Source organism: Cuneatibacter sp. NSJ-177, from assembly GCF_022867805.1.
Lineage (GTDB): Bacteria > Bacillota > Clostridia > Lachnospirales > Lachnospiraceae > Pseudolachnospira.
The window spans coordinates 120,735-138,889 of record NZ_JALIFO010000014.1 but is presented as its reverse complement, the minus strand read 5'-3'; the positions used below and the strand labels follow the sequence as shown (position 1 = coordinate 138,889).

General features: G+C 53.1%; 15 protein-coding genes and 2 riboswitches. Of the genes, 10 read left to right on the top strand and 5 right to left on the bottom strand.

What is annotated here, in order from left to right; genetic code table 11:
- Positions 1-22 precede the first annotated feature (22 nt).
- Positions 23-1,357: a magnesium transporter gene (gene mgtE, locus MUB23_RS17425; protein ID WP_244802023.1), complete on the top strand. Its 1,335-nt coding sequence runs from the start codon at positions 23-25 to the stop codon at positions 1,355-1,357.
- 145 nt (positions 1,358-1,502) lie between these two features.
- Here mgtE and MUB23_RS17420 read toward each other — a convergent pair whose 3' ends face one another.
- Entirely contained in the window at positions 1,503-2,156 is a 654-nt protein-coding gene (locus MUB23_RS17420; protein WP_244802022.1) for a TetR/AcrR family transcriptional regulator, read from the bottom strand.
- A 162-nt stretch (positions 2,157-2,318) separates the two neighbouring features.
- Between MUB23_RS17420 and MUB23_RS17415 the strand changes: the two genes are divergently transcribed.
- The 4 genes from MUB23_RS17415 to MUB23_RS17400 all read left to right on the top strand — a co-directional run bounded on the left by MUB23_RS17415 (position 2,319) and on the right by MUB23_RS17400 (position 5,012).
- Positions 2,319-3,323: a uroporphyrinogen decarboxylase family protein gene (locus MUB23_RS17415; protein WP_244802021.1), complete on the top strand. Its 1,005-nt coding sequence runs from the start codon at positions 2,319-2,321 to the stop codon at positions 3,321-3,323.
- Between the two features lie 372 nt (positions 3,324-3,695).
- Positions 3,696-3,983 carry a DUF2325 domain-containing protein gene (locus tag MUB23_RS17410; protein ID WP_244802020.1) on the top strand — a complete coding sequence of 96 codons (288 nt, stop codon included), beginning with the start codon at positions 3,696-3,698 and terminating at the stop codon, positions 3,981-3,983.
- Between the two features lie 12 nt (positions 3,984-3,995).
- Positions 3,996-4,547, top strand: a complete 552-nt coding sequence (locus MUB23_RS17405; protein ID WP_244802019.1) for a DUF3793 family protein — start codon at positions 3,996-3,998, stop codon at positions 4,545-4,547.
- Between the two features lie 42 nt (positions 4,548-4,589).
- The gene (locus MUB23_RS17400; protein ID WP_244802018.1) at positions 4,590-5,012 is read left to right on the top strand and encodes a flavodoxin; all 423 of its coding nucleotides are present in this window, start codon (positions 4,590-4,592) and stop codon (positions 5,010-5,012) included.
- A 133-nt stretch (positions 5,013-5,145) separates the two neighbouring features.
- Here MUB23_RS17400 and MUB23_RS17395 read toward each other — a convergent pair whose 3' ends face one another.
- Positions 5,146-5,562: a metal-dependent transcriptional regulator gene (locus MUB23_RS17395; RefSeq protein WP_244802017.1), complete on the bottom strand. Its 417-nt coding sequence runs from the start codon at positions 5,560-5,562 to the stop codon at positions 5,146-5,148.
- A gap of 327 nt (positions 5,563-5,889) precedes the next feature.
- Here MUB23_RS17395 and MUB23_RS17390 point away from each other — a divergent pair, with 327 nt between their 5' ends.
- The 4 genes from MUB23_RS17390 (at position 5,890) to MUB23_RS17375 (ending at position 9,093) form a co-directional block, all read left to right on the top strand.
- The gene (locus MUB23_RS17390) at positions 5,890-6,102 is read left to right on the top strand and encodes a FeoA family protein (RefSeq protein WP_244802016.1); all 213 of its coding nucleotides are present in this window, start codon (positions 5,890-5,892) and stop codon (positions 6,100-6,102) included.
- A 63-nt stretch (positions 6,103-6,165) separates the two neighbouring features.
- Positions 6,166-6,390, top strand: a complete 225-nt coding sequence (locus MUB23_RS17385) for a FeoA family protein (RefSeq protein ID WP_244802015.1) — start codon at positions 6,166-6,168, stop codon at positions 6,388-6,390.
- A 78-nt stretch (positions 6,391-6,468) separates the two neighbouring features.
- Positions 6,469-8,880, top strand: a complete 2,412-nt coding sequence (feoB, locus tag MUB23_RS17380; RefSeq protein WP_244802014.1) for a ferrous iron transport protein B — start codon at positions 6,469-6,471, stop codon at positions 8,878-8,880.
- 21 nt (positions 8,881-8,901) lie between these two features.
- Positions 8,902-9,093: a FeoB-associated Cys-rich membrane protein gene (locus MUB23_RS17375; protein ID WP_244802013.1), complete on the top strand. Its 192-nt coding sequence runs from the start codon at positions 8,902-8,904 to the stop codon at positions 9,091-9,093.
- 88 nt (positions 9,094-9,181) lie between these two features.
- Here the strand turns inward: MUB23_RS17375 and ade are convergent, their stop codons facing one another.
- The 3 genes from ade to MUB23_RS17360 all read right to left on the bottom strand — a co-directional run bounded on the left by ade (position 9,182) and on the right by MUB23_RS17360 (position 13,834).
- Positions 9,182-10,981 carry an adenine deaminase gene (gene ade, locus MUB23_RS17370; RefSeq protein ID WP_244802012.1) on the bottom strand — a complete coding sequence of 600 codons (1,800 nt, stop codon included), beginning with the start codon at positions 10,979-10,981 and terminating at the stop codon, positions 9,182-9,184.
- Between the two features lie 89 nt (positions 10,982-11,070).
- Entirely contained in the window at positions 11,071-12,450 is a 1,380-nt protein-coding gene (locus MUB23_RS17365) for an NCS2 family permease (protein ID WP_244802011.1), read from the bottom strand.
- Between the two features lie 103 nt (positions 12,451-12,553).
- Entirely contained in the window at positions 12,554-13,834 is a 1,281-nt protein-coding gene (locus MUB23_RS17360; RefSeq protein ID WP_244802010.1) for an amidohydrolase family protein, read from the bottom strand.
- Positions 13,835-13,915: 81 nt separating this feature from the next.
- Positions 13,916-14,012: riboswitch (purine riboswitch) on the bottom strand.
- Between the two features lie 67 nt (positions 14,013-14,079).
- A riboswitch (purine riboswitch) is annotated at positions 14,080-14,178 on the bottom strand.
- Positions 14,179-14,369: 191 nt separating this feature from the next.
- Between MUB23_RS17360 and MUB23_RS17355 the strand changes: the two genes are divergently transcribed.
- Positions 14,370-18,149, top strand: a complete 3,780-nt coding sequence (locus tag MUB23_RS17355) for a diguanylate cyclase domain-containing protein (RefSeq protein ID WP_244802009.1) — start codon at positions 14,370-14,372, stop codon at positions 18,147-18,149.
- The last annotated feature ends 6 nt before the right edge of the window (positions 18,150-18,155 follow it).

Here is an 18,155-nt window from a genome sequence, read left to right as displayed (position 1 = left end):
TCTCCGAAGAAGGGAGGCAACGATGGAGAAACAGGCCATGGAACTCTTGGAGCAGAGAAGATTCAGCGAGCTCCGGGAGCTTTTAAAAGAGATGGAACCCTTTGATATTGCGACTTTGCTGGAAGGTGTTCCGGAAGAAGAACTTCCTTTGATGTTTCGGATTCTGCCGAAGGAGCTGGCGGCAGACACTTTTGTGGAGATGGACTCCGATATGCAGGAGCTTTTGATTGCAAGCTTCAGCGACCGGGAGCTGAAGACGGTTATGGATCAGATCTATCTGGACGACACGGTGGATATTATCGAGGAGATGCCCGCCAATGTCGTCAAGAGAATTTTAAAGCACACGGAGCCGGAGCTTCGGATGCGGATCAACGGAATCCTCCAGTACCCGGAAGATTCGGCCGGTAGCCTGATGACGATCGAGTATGTGGACCTGCGGAAAGACATGACCGTTCTGGACGCATTCACGAGGATCCGCCGGACCGGCGTCAATAAGGAGACGATTTACACCTGCTACGTGGTGGACCAGAACCGGACGCTTCTTGGACTGGTCTCCGTAAAAACGCTGCTGCTGTCCAACTATGAGGATGTCATCGAGGACATCATGGAGACCAATGTCATCTATGCGACAACGCTGGAGGACCAGGAAGCGGTCGCGGAAACTTTTAAAAAATACGATTTGCTGGCGCTGCCGGTGGTGGACATGGAGCAGCGGCTGGTCGGGATCATCACCTTCGACGATATCATGGACGTTATGCAGGAGGAGGCCACGGAGGATATTGAAAAGATGGCCGCCATCATGCCCACCGATCGCCCTTATATGAAAACCGGCGTCTGGGAAACGTATAAGAAGAGGATCCCCTGGCTGATGTTTTTGATGATATCAGCGACATTTACGAGCACGATATTAAATCATTTTGAAGGGTCGCTGGCGGTGGTCCCTGCGCTGATCGCCTTCATCCCGATGCTGATGGACACCGGCGGGAATGCTGGCGGACAGGCTTCGGTCACGATTATCCGCGGACTTTCTCTGAATGAGATTGAATACAGTGATATGCCCGCGGTAGTCTGGAAGGAAATTCGGGTGGCGTTTTGCTGCGGGGCGACATTGTCGGTGGTGTGTTTCCTCAAAGTAATGCTGGTGGACCGGAAGGATGTCCTGACAGCCCTAGTCGTGGCGGTCACGGTCTTCGCGGCGGTCTGCGTGGCAAAGATGGTCGGCTGCACGCTGCCGGTTCTGGCGAAAAAGATCGGCTTTGACCCGGCGGTCATGGCGAGCCCGTTTATCACCACGATTGTGGATGCGGTGTCTCTGATGATCTATTTTGCGGTTGCTTCGGCTATCTTTCATTTATAGACGAATAAAAGAAAGAATCACTTTGGACCGGCAAGCTTCCGGTCCAAAGCGGTTCTTTTTTTCGTATTGGGAAAGTATGAGAGCTTCCCAGCAGGTGCTGCCTTCCCCGTCGGAGTTCAGGACATTGTTGATGCGTCATAATCGCCTAGGCCAGAAAGCGGATGCCGGTGTCGGGGAGCTGCCGGAAGATCTCCAGGGATTGTGTGAGGGCGCGGTCGATCTCCCTCGTATCAATGCCGATCAACCGGGGGAAAATGGAAAAGATCAGAGAGACGCCCTCCTGAATGTCGAGGGGGAGCCGGCCGGAGAGATATTCCCGGTAGAATTCGCGCCGCCCTCCAAAGTTGATGGCGATACAGGCTTTCAGCTGTTCATCGGAGACGGAGATCTGGTATTGATCCACATATTTCTGGGAGGTGTATTCCACGTACCGGCCGATCAGGCGGGCATTGGTGGAGGATTCCAGAATCTCGCCGTAGACCCGGCTGTTGCAGGGATCTTTCAGCAGAATATCATAATAGATCCGGTTATTCAGGGCATGGGCCAGAAGAATATCCTGTTCAATGCCCTGATCGGCATATTTTGTATAGAGAAACAGGTCAATGTTGTTACAAAAATCACTGTAAACGGTGCGAAGGATATCGTCTTTTTTTTGGAAATAATAGTGGACAAGGCTGACCGGATCCCCGCTTTTGGCGGCAATTTCCCGGATCGTGGTGTTGCGGTATCCTTTTTCGTAGAACAATTCCTTGGCATTTTTCAGCAGGATGTCTTTCCTGTATTCCCCTTTTGAGTACACGTTTTCCCCTCCTCCGAAATATCCCCTTTAGAATAGCACAGCTTACCTGAAAAAGAAACCGAAAAATACCGGTACGGGATTGACAGACAGCAGGCAGATGGTATAATAAAAAAAGAAAATTGATTATTTCTCTTAAAAATCAATTTCGAAGGGAGGCAGTGTATGTTGACAGCAAAAGAAAACTTGATGGAGCTGCTGAAAAAGGACGGACAGCCGGACCGGCTGCTGAAGCAATTTGAAGCTTTCGATGTCGTTTTAACGGACCCGATCAATCAGTTTTGCCGTGGAAACCGGAAGCGTGGCATGACCACCTACGACAAGTGGGGAACCTGCATTCTGTTTCCGGAGGATGCGCCGGGCCCGATGCCCCATGTGACGCCGGAGAACAAGGTTTGCCCCGATGTCACCGAATGGAGAGACACCGTGAAAGTCCCGGATCTGATTGCCAACTGCTCGGAGGGCTGGGAGCCTGCGGTAAAGCTGGCGGAGGAGATCCGTGAAAAGGGGCAGATTTCCATGGGCTTTATGGGAACCGGGATCTTCGAACAGTGCCATTATCTGATGGGCTTTGAGGATGCTCTGGTGAACCTTCTGGCTGAGCCGGATGACATGCACGAGCTGGTGGACGCCATTGCGGAATACCGCTTCACCTACGCGAAACTGCTGGTGGATCACCTGCATCCGGATGCGATCCTGTCCCATGACGACTGGGGTTCCAAGACCAGCCTGTTCATGAGCCCGGAAATTTGGCGGGAATATTTTAAAGAGCATTACCGCAGGATTTATGGATACATGAAGGACCATGGCGTTATCGTTATCCATCACGCGGATTCCTACTGCGAGCCGATTGTGGAGGATATGGCGGAGATCGGTATCGATATCTGGCAGGGCGTGCTTCCCTCCAACGATATCCCGGCGATTCAGAAAAAGCTTCAGGGACGCATGGTTTTGATGGGCGGCATCGATGCGGCCGTGGTGGACCGCGCTGATTCTACGGAGGAAGAGATCCGTGCGGAAGTGCGCCGCGCCTGCGAGTCCTATGGCCCCGGCGGCCACTTTATTCCGTGCCTGACCTATGGCTTGAAAGATTCCGGGATCTATCCCAACGTGGACGCCACCATCGAGGATGAGATCGACCGCTATAACCAGCAGAATGCAAAGGAATAACGGAGCTTAATCCTTGTTACTGTATAGGGCGCTTCAAAATGAAATTCTTCCTGAGACAAGGCGTGGATAGATGCGCCGGGAAACGGACCAGACGGAATTGGTTTCATTTTGCGGCGCCCTATCCTTTTTTGTTTTCTCTCTGGAAACAGAAGCGCTGGATCCCCCCCTCTGCTTATTCTTTCATGAATTTAAATACAAATAGACTTGACAGAACCCATCGCATATGTTATTCTATGAAAAAAAGTTAGTTAAAGCTAACCGGCGATAAAATTTATTCTTCTACGGTATATTTTTTTATACATTAGTTAGCTATAACTAACCAAAACTACCAATGGATCAGCCGGTACAAGATATAACAGAAAGGGTGAATGTATGAGCGTTGTGATTGTCGGAGGCAATGAAGGAATGGCCTGCCAATATGAAAGTATCTGCAAAGAGTATGGCTGTAAAGCCAAAGTGTTTACAAAAGAAAACGGTTCCCTGAAAAGAAAGCTGGGCTGTCCGGATCTTTTGATCCTGCTGACCAATACGGTCTCTCACAAGATGGTGATCAGCGCATCTCAGGAAGCAAAACGCAACCATGTTCCGATTGCCAGAGTCCATGGCAGCAGCGCCGCGGCTCTTCATTCCGTTTTAAAAGAACGCTGCGTTCTGGCCTAGAGGAGAAAAAACGTGTTGGAGGACTACTTGATTGAGTATTGCGCTCCTACGCTGGCATCGCTGAAAACGGCCAATCTGTTTAACTGCCGCTTTTATTCAGAAACGGAGCTGAACCGGCAGCTTGCCGTATGGAATGAAGCGTTGGGCCAAAAAGGGATCGCGCTTTTGACGCTTCACCGTGAGGAAAATAAGGCTCTGATTTATGTTTACCGGAAAAGCCGGTTGGAAGCGGATCTGAACAAGGAAGGCGTGGCTGATTTTCTGACCCGGTTTGGGTATGAGCGGCGCGGCCCGGACAGCGCTCTCGATTTCCTGAAAAAGCGGATCCGGGAGGAGAAAAACTTTCCCCACGAAATCGGGATTTTTTTGGGATATCCTCTGGGGGACGTCCTTGGTTTTATTCAGAATAAAGGAAAAAATTGCAAGTGCGCCGGCTGTTGGAAAGTCTACTGCGATGAATGCGAGGCAAAGAGGATGTTCGAAAAATTCGGAAAATGTAAGTCTGTCTATCGGAACCTTTGGAGCCAGGGCAGAAGCGTCTGGCAATTAACCGTGACGGCTTAAGAGATAGAAACACAATTATAATCTAAGAAAAGAGGGAATGACATGAGCAAGATTGCAGTTGTCTATTGGAGCGGAACCGGAAATACCGAGGCTATGGCGAAACTGGTGGCCGAGGGAGCGCGGGAAGCCGGTGCTGAGACCGAGATTTTTACCGCGGATGCGTTTGACGGAAAAATGCTGGATCAGTACGACGGAGCCGCCTTCGGCTGCCCTTCGATGGGCTCGGAGGAATTGGAAGACAGTGTATTCGAGCCGATGTTTGCAGGCTGCGAGCCGAAGTTGAAGGGAAAAAAGATTGCTCTGTTCGGCTCCTACGGCTGGGGAGACGGAGAGTGGATGAAAAACTGGGAGGAAACCTGTAAAAATGATGGGGCCGAGTTGGCCTGCGGCAGTGTTATCTGCCAGGAAACGCCGGATGAGGAGGCGGAAAACGCCTGCCGGGAACTGGGGAAGGCTTTGACCTGACTGAGGGGATAAAACGGTAAAAGAAACAAAAAACGCTGAACGGATGCAACATACAATCCTCCGTCTGCCGCTCCACATTGAGGCAGGCGGCAGGAAGATGCTCCTTTCAGCGTTTTTCTATTTTGATCTGAACTTATTTATCACCGGAGACACCGGATGAAGAAACCGCCTTGCCCGGCATTTCCTTTATTGCCCGCACATGGGCTTTAATCGCGTCAAAGCTTTCGGCGCTGATCACATGCTCGATCCGGCAGGCGTCCTCGGAGGCGATGGAAGGTTCCACGCCCAGAGCGGTCAGCCAGTCGGACAGGAGACGGTGACGCTCATATATTTTTTCCGCTATTTCCCTCCCTTTGTCCAGAAGAGTGATATAGCCGCCTGGATCCATTTCAATATACCCGTTCTCACGCAGGTTTTTCATGGCAACGCTGACGCTGGGCTTGGAGAATTCCAGTTCGTTGGCAATGTCGATGGAGCGGACGGCTCCGCTGCGCTGATGGAGAATCAAGATGGTTTCCAGATAGTTTTCTGCAGATTCCTGTATTTTCATGATTATGCACCGCCTTTCGGAATCCTTCGTTTCAATCGTATATGTTTCATGGTATGGCGTCTTCTCCCTCACGGCTTCCTTCAGGATATCCCGGAACAGATCGTCCGCATCGAAAAGAGCGGAATTCAGACTATTTTGTGAACATTATAGCATAGATCGGCCTGGAAGTTCAAGGGGAGAAAAAACACTTGACAACCGGGTTAGCTCATGCTAACATATAGATGGTTAGATTTCCCTAACCGCTTGTTTTGCTTTTGAAGTTAGCTGACACTTACTACACGGGCCAGCGAAGTAGAGTCGTTTTCAAAATCATAAGCGAGGAGAAAGATGATGCCATTAACGTTTGCTGATGTTGGAGAAGAAAATCAAATTCGGAAGATCGGGGGGAAGCCGGAGGTGCGCGCCCATCTGGAAAACCTTGGATTTGTAACCGGAGGCAGGGTTACAGTAATTTCCACCATGGGAGGAAATCTGATCGTCAATGTCAAGGATACCCGCGTGGCAATCAGTAAGGAGATGGCCGGCAAGATTATGATTTGATTGGGAGATAACCCAAGATTGATCCGGAAAAGACAGGCAATAATGTGGAAAGGAGCGTATGGGATGAAGACGCTGAAACAGGTAAAGATCGGCGATACGGCACGGGTCGTAAGGCTCCACGGCGAAGGAGCGGTGAAGCGCCGCATCATGGACATGGGGATCACCAGAGGGACGGAGGTGACGGTCCGCAAGGTGGCGCCTCTGGGTGATCCGGTGGAAGTGACGGTCCGCGGCTATGAGCTGTCGCTGCGAAAGGCAGATGCGGAGATGATTGAAGTCGGCGAATGAGAGGGGCGGAACGCCCCGCTTTTTCTGGCCTGGCGTTAGTCTGAACTAATCAAAGATCGAAAGGATAGGTAGGATGCCATGAAGATACGTATTGCCTTGGCAGGCAACCCGAACAGTGGTAAAACAACTTTGTTTAACGCGTTGACCGGTTCGAACCAGTTTGTCGGGAACTGGCCCGGCGTGACAGTGGAGAAGAAGGAAGGAAAACTGAAAAAACACGAGGATGTCGTGATCACGGACCTTCCGGGAATCTATTCCCTGTCCCCTTATACTCTGGAGGAGGTGGTCGCAAGAAATTATCTGATCGGGGAGCGGCCGGATGCGATCCTGAATATCATTGACGGGACGAACCTGGAACGCAACCTCTATCTGACCACGCAGCTGACCGAGCTGGGAATTCCGGTTGTGGTGGCGGTGAACATGATGGACCTTGTGCGAAAGAGCGGAGACCGGATCTATCCGGAAGAGCTGTCCCGTGAACTGGGCTGCCGGGTTGTGGAGATATCCGCTCTGAAAGGGACGGGAATCATGGAGGCGGCCGAGGCGGCTATCGAGGCTGCCAGCGGGCCAAAAACGATTCCGCAGCACAGCTTCAGCGGAGCGGTGGAACATGCGATCGCCCATATTGAGGAAGCTGCCGTTCATCAGATGCCGGCGGAACAGCAGCGCTGGTACGCAATTAAAATATTTGAACGTGACCAGAAGGTCCTGGAGCAGATGAAACTTCCAAAGGAAATCAGGGACCACATCGAGGAGGACAGAAAGGCGGCGGAAAAGGAGTTGGACGACGATGCGGAAAGCATCATTACCAATGAGCGCTATCTCTATATCGCCTCCATCATCAAGGGCTGTTATAAAAAGCAGCATACGGGACGGTTGTCCACCTCCGATAAAATTGACCGTGTCGTCACCAACCGCTGGCTGGCGTTGCCAATCTTCGCGGTGGTCATGTTTATCGTGTATTTTGTCTCGGTCTCCACGATTGGAACCTGGGCGACGGATTGGGCGAATGACGGCCTGTTTGGAGACGGCTGGCATTTACTGGGAATTGGTTCTTCCGATTATGAAGAGGCGGCGGACGCTTACACTGAGCCGGGGGCAATCGTGGAGGCTTTTGAGGCGGCTGCCGGGGAAGCGGGCCTGGATCCGGAAACAGCGACTGCCCTGACCGCAACGGCCGCCCTCTACGATGACGACGGCAATTTGGAAGAAGAGATACCGGTGGACTATCCTTCCTACATAGAAGCGGCAGCCATCGAGGAACCGGATCCCGCTGAATACGGGGTTTGGGTGCCGGGTATCCCAGTTCTGGTGGGAGACGGGCTTGCAGCAATCGGCTGCGCCGAATGGCTGGAAGGACTGATTCTGGACGGAATTGTGGCAGGCGTCGGAGCCGTGCTCGGATTTGTCCCGCAGATGCTGGTTCTTTTCCTGTTCCTTGCCTTTTTGGAATCCTGCGGTTATATGGCGCGGGTGGCGTTTGTCATGGATCGGATTTTCCGCAAGTTCGGACTGTCCGGAAAGTCCTTTATTCCGATGTTGATCGGCACAGGCTGCGGCGTGCCCGGCATCATGGCGTCCCGTACCATCGAGAATGACCGCGACCGGAAGATGACGATTATGACCACGACCTTTATCCCCTGCGGCGCAAAGCTGCCGATCATTGCACTGATCGCCGGAGCTTTGTTCGGAGGAGCCTGGTGGGTGGCCCCCAGCGCTTACTTTATCGGGATCGCCGCGATTATTATTTCCGGTATTATGCTGAAAAAGACACGGATGTTTGTCGGAGACCCGGCCCCGTTCGTCATGGAACTTCCGGCCTACCATTGGCCGACCGTCAGCAATGTGCTCCGCTCGATGTGGGAACGCGGCTGGTCCTTCATCAAAAAGGCCGGAACCATCATTTTACTGGCGACAATTCTGGTTTGGTTTACTTCGAATTTTGGCTTTGCAGACGGATCCTTCGGTATGGTGGATATGAACGACAGCATTCTGGCCGCCGTCGGCTCTGCAATCGCGTGGATTTTCGCTCCTCTTGGCTGGGGGAACTGGCAGGCGGCGGTGGCGTCCATCACCGGCCTGATCGCCAAGGAAAACGTGGTCGGTACGTTCGGCGTATTGTTCGGAGGTTTTGACGAGGTGGCGGAGAACGGCTGGCAGATCTGGGCCAATATGCGTGTGGCATTCACCCCTCTGTCCGCATACTCATTCCTGGTGTTTAACCTGCTGTGCGCTCCCTGCTTTGCTGCCATCGGCGCGATTAAGAGAGAGATGAACAGCGCAAAGTGGACCTGGTTTGCCATTGGCTATCAGTGCGGTTTTGCCTATGCGGTTTCACTGGCGGTGTACCAGCTTGGAATGCTCTTTTCCGGTAACGGTAACGGGGTCGGTTCCGCTGTGGCCATCGCAGTCGTGGCGGTGATCCTGTTCCTGCTGTTCCGTCCCCAGCCCAAAGAAAAGGACGTATGGAAAGCAAAATCCATCGCATAAGAGAGAAAGGAGGATGTGCAGATGTTGACTTTTATCCTGGCAAATGGAGGGACCATCCTGGTCGCCGCCTTGCTGCTCGCGGTGGTCTTCCTGATTGTTTGCAGCATCAGAAAAGACAGAAAACGCGGTAAATCTAGCTGCGGATGCGGCGGAGGATGCGCGCACTGTGCTTCCTCCGGGATCTGCCACGGAAAAGGGCAGAATACAAAATAGAGGATTCAAAAAACACCCCCTGCCGGCGTTTGCCTGTGGCAGGGGGTGTTTTTCGATAGGATTTTTGTCTGAGGAAAGTTCGAAATTACTATTTCCCGGTACTAATCGAGGTCATCGTATAGTCTCTGCAGTCCACAAGACCACGGTTGGTCAGCCGGAGCTCCGGAATGCAGGCCAGGGGGATTAACGCCATGGTCATGAAAGGCGCCGGAAGCGTGCACCCGATGTCGGACCATGCCTGACCGAGCCGGCCGGCGAGGAGCGCCATTTCATCCGGGGAGCCTTCGCCCATCAGCCCGGCGATCGGCAGCGGGATGTGGCCGAGAACAACGCCGTCCTTCACCACACACATGCCGCCCTGGGAGCCGATCAAGGTGTTGGCTGCCAGGGCCATATCTTCGTCATTGGACCCAACTACCAGCAGATTGTGGGCGTCGTGAGCCACGGTGGAGGCCATGGCGCCGGCTTTGATTCCAAAGCCATGGACAAAGCCAAAGCCTCTGGTGCCGGTATGTTTGTGCCGTTCCCACACGGCTGCTTTCAGGATATCCTGGGAGAGGTCGGCTTCCAGCCTGCCGTCCTTCGGTGTTAGGACAGCCAGATGTTCCTCGGTCACCGCCTTGCCCGGAATCACCCGGATCGTCCTTACTTCCTGGGGACCGGGGGCAGGGGCGGCGATCCGGAATTCGCCGGCGCGTATCGGATCTAAGTGAACCGTGGACCGAGTCCAGTCCGGATAGCTGCTTTCCGGTAACTCTACCGTAAGTTCTCCGTCCTGGGCGACGAGAATGCCGTCCACAAAAACTTTTTCTGCATGGAATTCTTTCAGATCCGTAAACAGAACCAGGTCGGCGCATTTGCCGGGGGTCACAGAACCCAGTTCATGATCCATCTGGAAGCATTGGGCGCAGTTAATCGTCGCCATCTGGATCGCGGAGACGGGGGCGATTCCTTCCTCCACGGCACGGCGGAGCAGGCGGTCCACATGTCCCTCTGTCTTCAAGGTATGAGGATGAGCATCGTCCGTGACCAGCACCGCAAAGCGGCGGTCCACCTGATGTTTTGTGACGGCTTTGGCAACCTCATGGAGATCCCTCCAGCCGGAGCCTTCCCGCAGCATCGCATACATTCCCAAACGCATTTTCGCCAGGGCTTCGCCTGCCTGGGTGGATTCATGGCAGCAGCGGACGCCGGAAGCAATGTAGGCGTTTAACTGCCGGTCAATATCCGGGATCGTATAATGCCCGGTCACGATCTTGTCGGCTTTCAGCGTCTCCGCCACAATGGCGTGGGGGGAATCGGAGCCGGCCAGGATTCCGGGATAGTTCATCATTTCCCCCAGCCCTACGGTACGGGGGTCTTCCATGGAAGACGCCACTTCCTCCGGGCCTACGAAGCCGCCGGTATCCTCAAAACCAGGGACAGCCGGAACGCAGGACGGCATGGTCAGCATGGCTTTCAGCGGGGTCAAAGCAGCGTCTTCTTCCATAAATTCCACGCCCTTCGGGCCGAGAACATTGCAAATTTCATGGGGATCGTAATAGACTCCCGTGGTGCCATGGGGCAGTACGGCCCAGGCAAATCCTCTCGGCGTCATCATGGAGGATTCGATATGGATGTGTCCGTCCAAAAGACCGGGGGACAGATAGGCACCGCGGGCTTCGATGACCTGCGTCTTTGGTCCCGTGCAGTGACCGGCGTCCGGCCCCACATAAGCAATCCGTCCCAGAGAGCAGGCTACATCGATGTGTTCCAAAAGCTCCCCGGTGCAGACATTGACCAAGGTAGCGCCTTTGATCACCAGCTCGGCAGGCGTTTGGCCCTGTGCCACGGCGGTAAGTGTTTTGGCGGCTTCCCACAAGGGAGTGCGGCAAAAGCTGTTTCGCATAGATACGCTCCTTTTCAAAAGCGGGGGGCCTTTCGGTCCCCCGCGTACGGTTCCGCTTCCATATTTAGAAGCGGCGTTTCTTTGTTACTTTAAATAATGAAGTACTTGGCTGCAAAGAGCACGGCCAGCACATACATCAGCGGACTGATGGTTTTGCGCTTTTCTGCTCCGGCAAACAGGTTGATCACTACGTAGGAGATAACGCCCATAGCGATTCCTTCGGAGATGGAGTACATGAACGGCATACAGATCATGCAGATAAAGGCCGGGATGGACTGAGCCGCATCGTCGAAGTCCACTTTTAGGATGGAACTGACCATCAGGAAGCCAACCACGATCAGAGCCGGGGCAGTGGCAAAGGACGGGATGGCCAGGAAAATCGGAGAGAGGAACAGGGCCAAGCCGAAAAGAAGCGCGGATACCAGACCGGTCAGACCGGTGCGGCCGCCTTCGGCAACGCCGGAAGCGCTCTCTACGAAGGTGGTGATGGTGGAAGTTCCAAGAACCGCGCCGGCGGAGGTGCCGACGGCGTCGGCCAGCAGGGCGCTGCGGATCTTCGGCAGTTTGCCGTTCTCATCCAGCATATTGGCTTTCGAGGAGACGCCGATCAGGGTTCCCAGGGTATCGAACATATCCACAAACAGGAAGGCAAAGATGACCACCAGGAATTCCGGCTTGAATATGCTGGAAAAATCCATCTGCATAAAAGTGGGCGCCAGGCTTTGGATGTGGATACCGTTTGAGAAATCCGGCAGCAGGCTGAAGAAGGACACATTGTCGGGGACATAAAGCCCGGTGAACTGACAGAGGATGCCCACCACCCAGGTTGCCAGAATCCCGATCAGGATGTTGCCTTTCACTTTCTTGACGATTAAGAAAGCGGTGAACAGAACTCCGATCAAAGTCAGAATGACCGTGATCCCTTCCGTGTGGAACGTGCCTGCCTTGATGGAATCTTTCATGGAAAATACCGATAGCAGGGTGGAATCGTTGTTGACGACAAGCCTTGCATTCTGCATTCCGATGAAGGCGATAAACAGCCCGATACCGGCGGAGACCGCATGTTTCAGCGGAGTCGGAATGGCGTTAAAAAGAGCTTCCCGCACATGAGTCAGAGATAGAAGGATAAAGATCAGGCCTTCCACAAAGACTGCGGCCAGCGCCATCTGCCAGGAATATCCCATCTGGCCCACAACAGTAAAGGCAAAGTAGGCGTTCAGCCCCATGCCGGCGGAGAGCACGAAGGGGTAGTTGGAGAGCAGCGCCATCAGCACGGTGGCAATCATGGAGGCCAGACAGGTAGCGGTGAAGATGGCTCCCTGGTCCATGCCGGAGGCGCTGAGGATGTTCGGGTTGACGGCCAGGATATAGGCCATGGTCATGAAAGTGGTGACGCCGGCGATGACTTCGGTTTTCACGTCGGTGTGCCGTTCTGACAGGTGAAACAGTTGATCCAATTTACTACTCATAGTATGCCTCTCTTTCTTGTTTCAGTAGGTTCCGGCGGCCGGTTACCAAGGGCCGGCCGAAAATGAGTGGTAGCTGATGCGGTTGTTTCCAGGAGAACTTGATTTAAAACAGTTTCATGCCGCGGACAAATTTGTGGACGATATCGGAATCTTCCGACAGATAAATGGTGCGTTCCAGACGGTCCTCGACGGAAAAATTTCCGAAAGAGCCGTACCGGCTGTCGTCGACTACCAGGATATCGCATTCATATCCTTTGGCAAAAGAGCCCACCTTTCCGAAAAATGAGCCTCCCCCGGCGGTGCCCAGATAAAAAGCTTCCGCTGCGGAAAGAGGGGAAAGAGACTGGTCCACCAGCCGCCAGCGCAGCTTGGAGACCTTGATGGCATCCGCCATGGCCCGAAAGATGGAGCAGTGGGTGCCTCCCGCTACATCGCTGCCCAGACCGGCCGGAATCCCTTCATCCAGATACCGGCGGACCGGCGCGATGCCGGAAGATAAATTGGTGTTGGAGGCGGGGCAGTGAGCGACATAGACCTGCCGCGCCTTCATCAGAGCGATTTCCGTCTCATCACAGAGCACGCAGTGAGCCATCACCGTCGGGCAGTCTTTCCCGCCGAACAGCCCAAAGGCGTCGTAAGCGCCGCCATAGCAGGATACATCCGGGCAAAGCTCTCTGACCCATTCCACCTCGCCTTGGTTCTCCGACAGATGGGACTGGACAGGGAGTTTCCTCTTCTGCTGGATGGCGTGCAGCTGATCTAACAACTCGTCGGTGCAAGACGGAATAAAGCGAGGCGTCAGAATCGGGGTGACGCGGGAAAAACGGCCCTCGATCCGGTCCAGCCAATGTAACGTGGCCAAAGCCGAAGCTTCTGCGCTCTCCTCCTGGAGATCTGCGGAACTGTTGCGGTCCATATTTACTTTTCCTACCATAGCCACGAGCCCTGATTTCTCCAAAAACTCCATCAGAAGAACGGTGGCCTCCTCGTGGATCGTGGCAAAGACGCAGGCTCTGGTGTTGGGGCCTTGACGCACGTCGCTCACAAACCGTGCATAGGCCCCTTTCGCGTAGTCCGGGTCCTGGTATCTGGCTTCCTCCGGGAAGGTATGGGTATTCAGCCAATCCAGCAGCTCCAAATCCATTCCCAGTCCGCGGAACGCGTACTGGGGGGCGTGGACATGCAGATCGACAAGCCCCGGAAGGATCAGACGGCCGCTGTAATCGAGGATAGGCAGCGACGCATACGAGTCGGGGAGCGTTTCAAACGCACCTTGTGAGCGGCCGGCCTCACAGACGAGATAGCCGTTCGGAATGGTCCGCAGTGTGCGGGAATCCTGACAGTAACAGATGTCGCCTTTCAGGATAAAAGTCGAATCAACCATGGCATTCTCCTTTCCATAACAATGATTCCTGAGACAGCGCATCCTGCTAAAGTAAACAGGCGGGCAAGGCTGCGCAGAGTCTCCCTGCAACGGGAAACTTATAGCGCAGTTGTTCCGGCAACTGGTAGAAACGCCCAACCGATTATGGGCCTATATAAGTTCCTCTCCATACATCATATGAGAAAAGCGGTCGATTTGGCTGAAAAACAGAAAAACTACCGCCAAAGCTGCGCAATAAATTCCCTACCTTCCTTTCGGGAACTTATAGCACAGCTATTTACGGTAGCTGGTAGAGACGCCCAACCTTATTATGGGTCTATATAAGCTCATTCTGTTTTTATAGTCAAGTTCTTCCGGAACTCTTCTCATTTTTACTATAATACTTCCAAAACTTTTTGTCAATGTTTAAATTTGACTTTGTTTTCACTGTGCCGCGCCTCTTTTTTGGAAAGAATCAAAAGAAAATGACTTGGTTCTTGCCATATATTATCGAATTTGTTATGATAACGGGAGGAAAGAGCAAAGGGGGATCAATATGAATCGAAATACGATTCTGATTGTCGATGATATGGAGATCAATCGTGTGATTCTCCGATCGCTTTTTGAACAGGAATACAATCTTTTGGAGGCGGAAAACGGGGAACAGGCGTTGATGCTGCTGGAACAATACCACGATACTCTGGCCGCCATACTCCTTGACCTGGTCATGCCGGTGAAAGACGGGTATGAAGTGCTGTCTGAGATCGCAAAGAGCGGACGAACGGATGTGCCCGTCATCGTGATTACGTCGGAAAATTCCGCCGAGAGCGAGATGCGAGTTTTTGATATGGGGGCCTCCGATATCATTGGAAAGCCTTTTGAGCCCCATGTGGTCAGAAGGAGAGTGCAGAACACGGTGGAGCTGAACCGTCACCGCCTGCACTTGGAAGAGATGGTGGAGGAACAGGCGGTCCGTCTCCGCGAGTCCAAAGAGATTTTGATGGATACCCTCTCCTCCGTGATTGAACACCGAAGCGCGGAAACCGGTCAGCATGTTCTCCGAATCCGGATGTTCACGAAAGTTCTCCTGGAAGATGTGATGCGGTGCTATCCGGAGTACGGGCTGACCGAGCATTCCGTCGGGGTCATTGCCAGCGCCGCCTCTCTCCATGATATCGGGAAGATTTCAATTCCGGATGCGATCCTCAACAAACCGGGACCGCTGACCAGGGAAGAATTCAATATCATGAAGACCCATACCGTAAAGGGCTGTGAAATTTTAGCGGGTTTGGACCGCATGGACGATAAAGAATACCTGGGGTATGCCTACAATATCTGCCGGTTTCATCATGAACGCTGGGATGGGAGGGGATACCCGGACGGCCGGAAGGGAGATATGATTCCCATCTGCGCCCAGGCGGCCGGTATCGCCGACGCCTATGATGCTTTGACGACGGATCGGGTTTATAAAAAGGCATTTCCGCCGGAAAAGGCATTCAGCATGATTCTGAACGGGGAATGCGGCGCGTTCTCGCCCAAATTATTGGAATGTCTGAAAAACGTTCGGGATCAGTTTCAGGATTTGACAAAGAAATACGCCGATGGACATTCCCCGAAGGCGGACGGGAGGTTAGAAGTAGCGTTGCTGCCGGACCGGCCGATGGAAAGCGTGGGAACCCTGGAGCTGGGACAGATGAAATATTTTGCGATGCTGCGCTACGTGGGTTCTACCGTGATGGAAGTCGACCCGGACAGCGGGGTCTATCATCTGGTCTACCAAAAAAATGATGATTTTCAACTGCTGCGCACCGGCGGCAATTTCGAAGAATCTATGCGTACGTTTATCGAGATTGCCGTACACCCGGAGGATCGCCCGGAAGCTTACGGCACCTTGGAGAAGTTTCCCGGACAATTCCTCATGAGCGGAGAGCTGAAGCGGACCTGGCGGTATCGTATTTACAACCGGGATTCCGGGGAGTATATATGGTATGAAAATACGGTTTTGCGTGTGGACCTTCAGGATCTCCGGCAGCACCGTGTGCTTCTCGTCTGGCGGCAGGATCAGGAGGACACGGCGGTAAAAGTGGAGACGAAGCCCCGTGATATTCAAAGCGTCCAAAATCTGAAGGTCGGAATCTGCCAATGCCTCAATGACCGTCAATTAACCCTCGTGGATGTCAACGAGGGGTTCTTTCATCTGTTCGGCTACAGCCGCCGGGAGCTGGAACAGTGTTTTGAAAACCACTATCTTCCTCTGGTCCACCCGGAAGACCGGGAAATGGTGATCCATTCTATAAGGAACAAACTCTTGTCCAGAGAACAGTTTGAGCTGGAATACAGGGGTGTGGCGAAAGATGGTCGGCAGGTTTGGATTCTGGATCAATGCCAGCTGGCTGCGGGCACGGATGGACAGGAGTATCTTTGTAGCGTGCTGATCGATATCACGAACCGGAAGCAGGCGCAGGATGAACTGCGTCTGACGTTGGAGCGCCATCAGGTGATTATGGATCAGACCAATGATATTATTTTTGAGTGGGATATCCCGACGGACCATATTCATTATTCTTCGAATTGGCATAAGATCTTTGGTTATGAGCCGGTCAGCGACAGCGTCAGCAGCCGGCTTCTCACTGCTTCCCGGATTTTGCCGGAAGACCTCCCGCAGCTTTTAGCGCTGATGGAGAAGGTGAAAAAAAGCAAACCATACGGGGAGGCGGAACTGCGTATCGCCAAAGCGGACGGACAGTATCTCTGGTGCCGGGTCCGCGCGACCACCCAGTTCGATCACTACTCCGGCAAGCCGATCAAGGCAGTCGGCGTGATTCTCAATATTGACAGTGAGAAGCGGCGTGCACAAGAACTGCTGGACCGTGCCGAGAAGGATTCCCTGACGTCCCTCTATAATAAGAGCGCGGCATTCCGGAAGATCCGGCTTCTTCTGAGCCAGTGGGATGAGCAGGAATTGGCTGCCATGTTCATTCTTGATATGGATAATTTTAAACTGGTGAATGATTCTTTTGGCCATATGTTCGGCGACGCAGTGCTGGCGGAAATCGCATCCAGGCTGAAACGGCTGTTTCAGGTGGAGGATATTGTGGCCCGGATCGGCGGGGACGAATTCCTGGTATTCATGCGCCATGTGAGGGGAGAGCAGGCGGTCCGGGAGAAGCTGGCTGAGGTGCTCGAAGCGTTTCAAAAAGAAATCACGGGAGGCATGGAGAGCTGTCCGCTGTCTTGCAGCATCGGCGTAGCTTTCTGGCCCGGCAGCTGCGCAGACTTTCAGGATCTTTTCAGCCACTGCGACCAGGCCTTGTATCATGCAAAGCTGAGCGGAAAATCGCGCTATCTGTTTTATGACGGCGAGAACATGGAAAATCCGTTTGGCAGAGATGCGCCGTATGCACTGGCGGCCAGTACCCGTATTGAGTCGGACGACAGCAATAATTTTGACTCGGATGGTATCGTGTCGCAGGCATTCCAAAAGCTCTATGAGTCCGGGGATGTCAAGCAGGCTGTAAACTCGATCCTGGAGCTGGTCGGCCGGAAATTCAATGTCAGCCGGGCCTATATTTTTGAAGATTCCAAGGACGGCGCCCATTGCAGCAACACCTTTGAGTGGTGCAACGAGGGCGTAAAGCCGGAGATCGACACCCTGCAAAACATTTCCTATGAGGAGCTGGGAGGGAATTACCAGGACAATTTCAATGAAAACGGGATTTTTTACTGCCCGGATATTTCGTATCTTCCGCAGAAGCAGGTTGCGGTTTTAGCTCCGCAGGGAATTCGTTCCATGTTGCAGTGCGCGGTTCGGGACGGCGGCCGTTTTGTTGGGTACGTGGGTTTTGACGATTGTACCATGACGCGTCTTTGGACTCAGAACCAGATCGATGCGCTTACCTTCATTTCCGAACTGATTTCCACTTTCCTGATGAAACAGCGGGCCCAGGACCGGGCGCTTCAGACGGCGGAAAATATGCGTATGATGATGGATCATCAAAACTCCTGGATTTATGTGATTGATCCGGATTCCTATGAACTTTATTATATCAATGCGAAAACGTATCAGAGCGTGCCCGATGTACAGATGGGGATGCGCTGCTACAAAGCGTTTTTTAACCAGGACAAGCCGTGTGATCCGTGCCCTGCGAAAAACATTCGAACGTGTATTAATCAAACCCTGGAAGTTTACAACCCGATTCTAAAGGTCTGGTCCATTGCGGATGCTTCCTTTATTCGCTGGGGAAGCCAGGACGCCTGCCTCCTATGCTGTCATGATGTGACGCAGTATAAGGAGGCCTGCGGCGAAGGACAGGAAAAGCAGAAATCGGCAAGATAGGGCGGG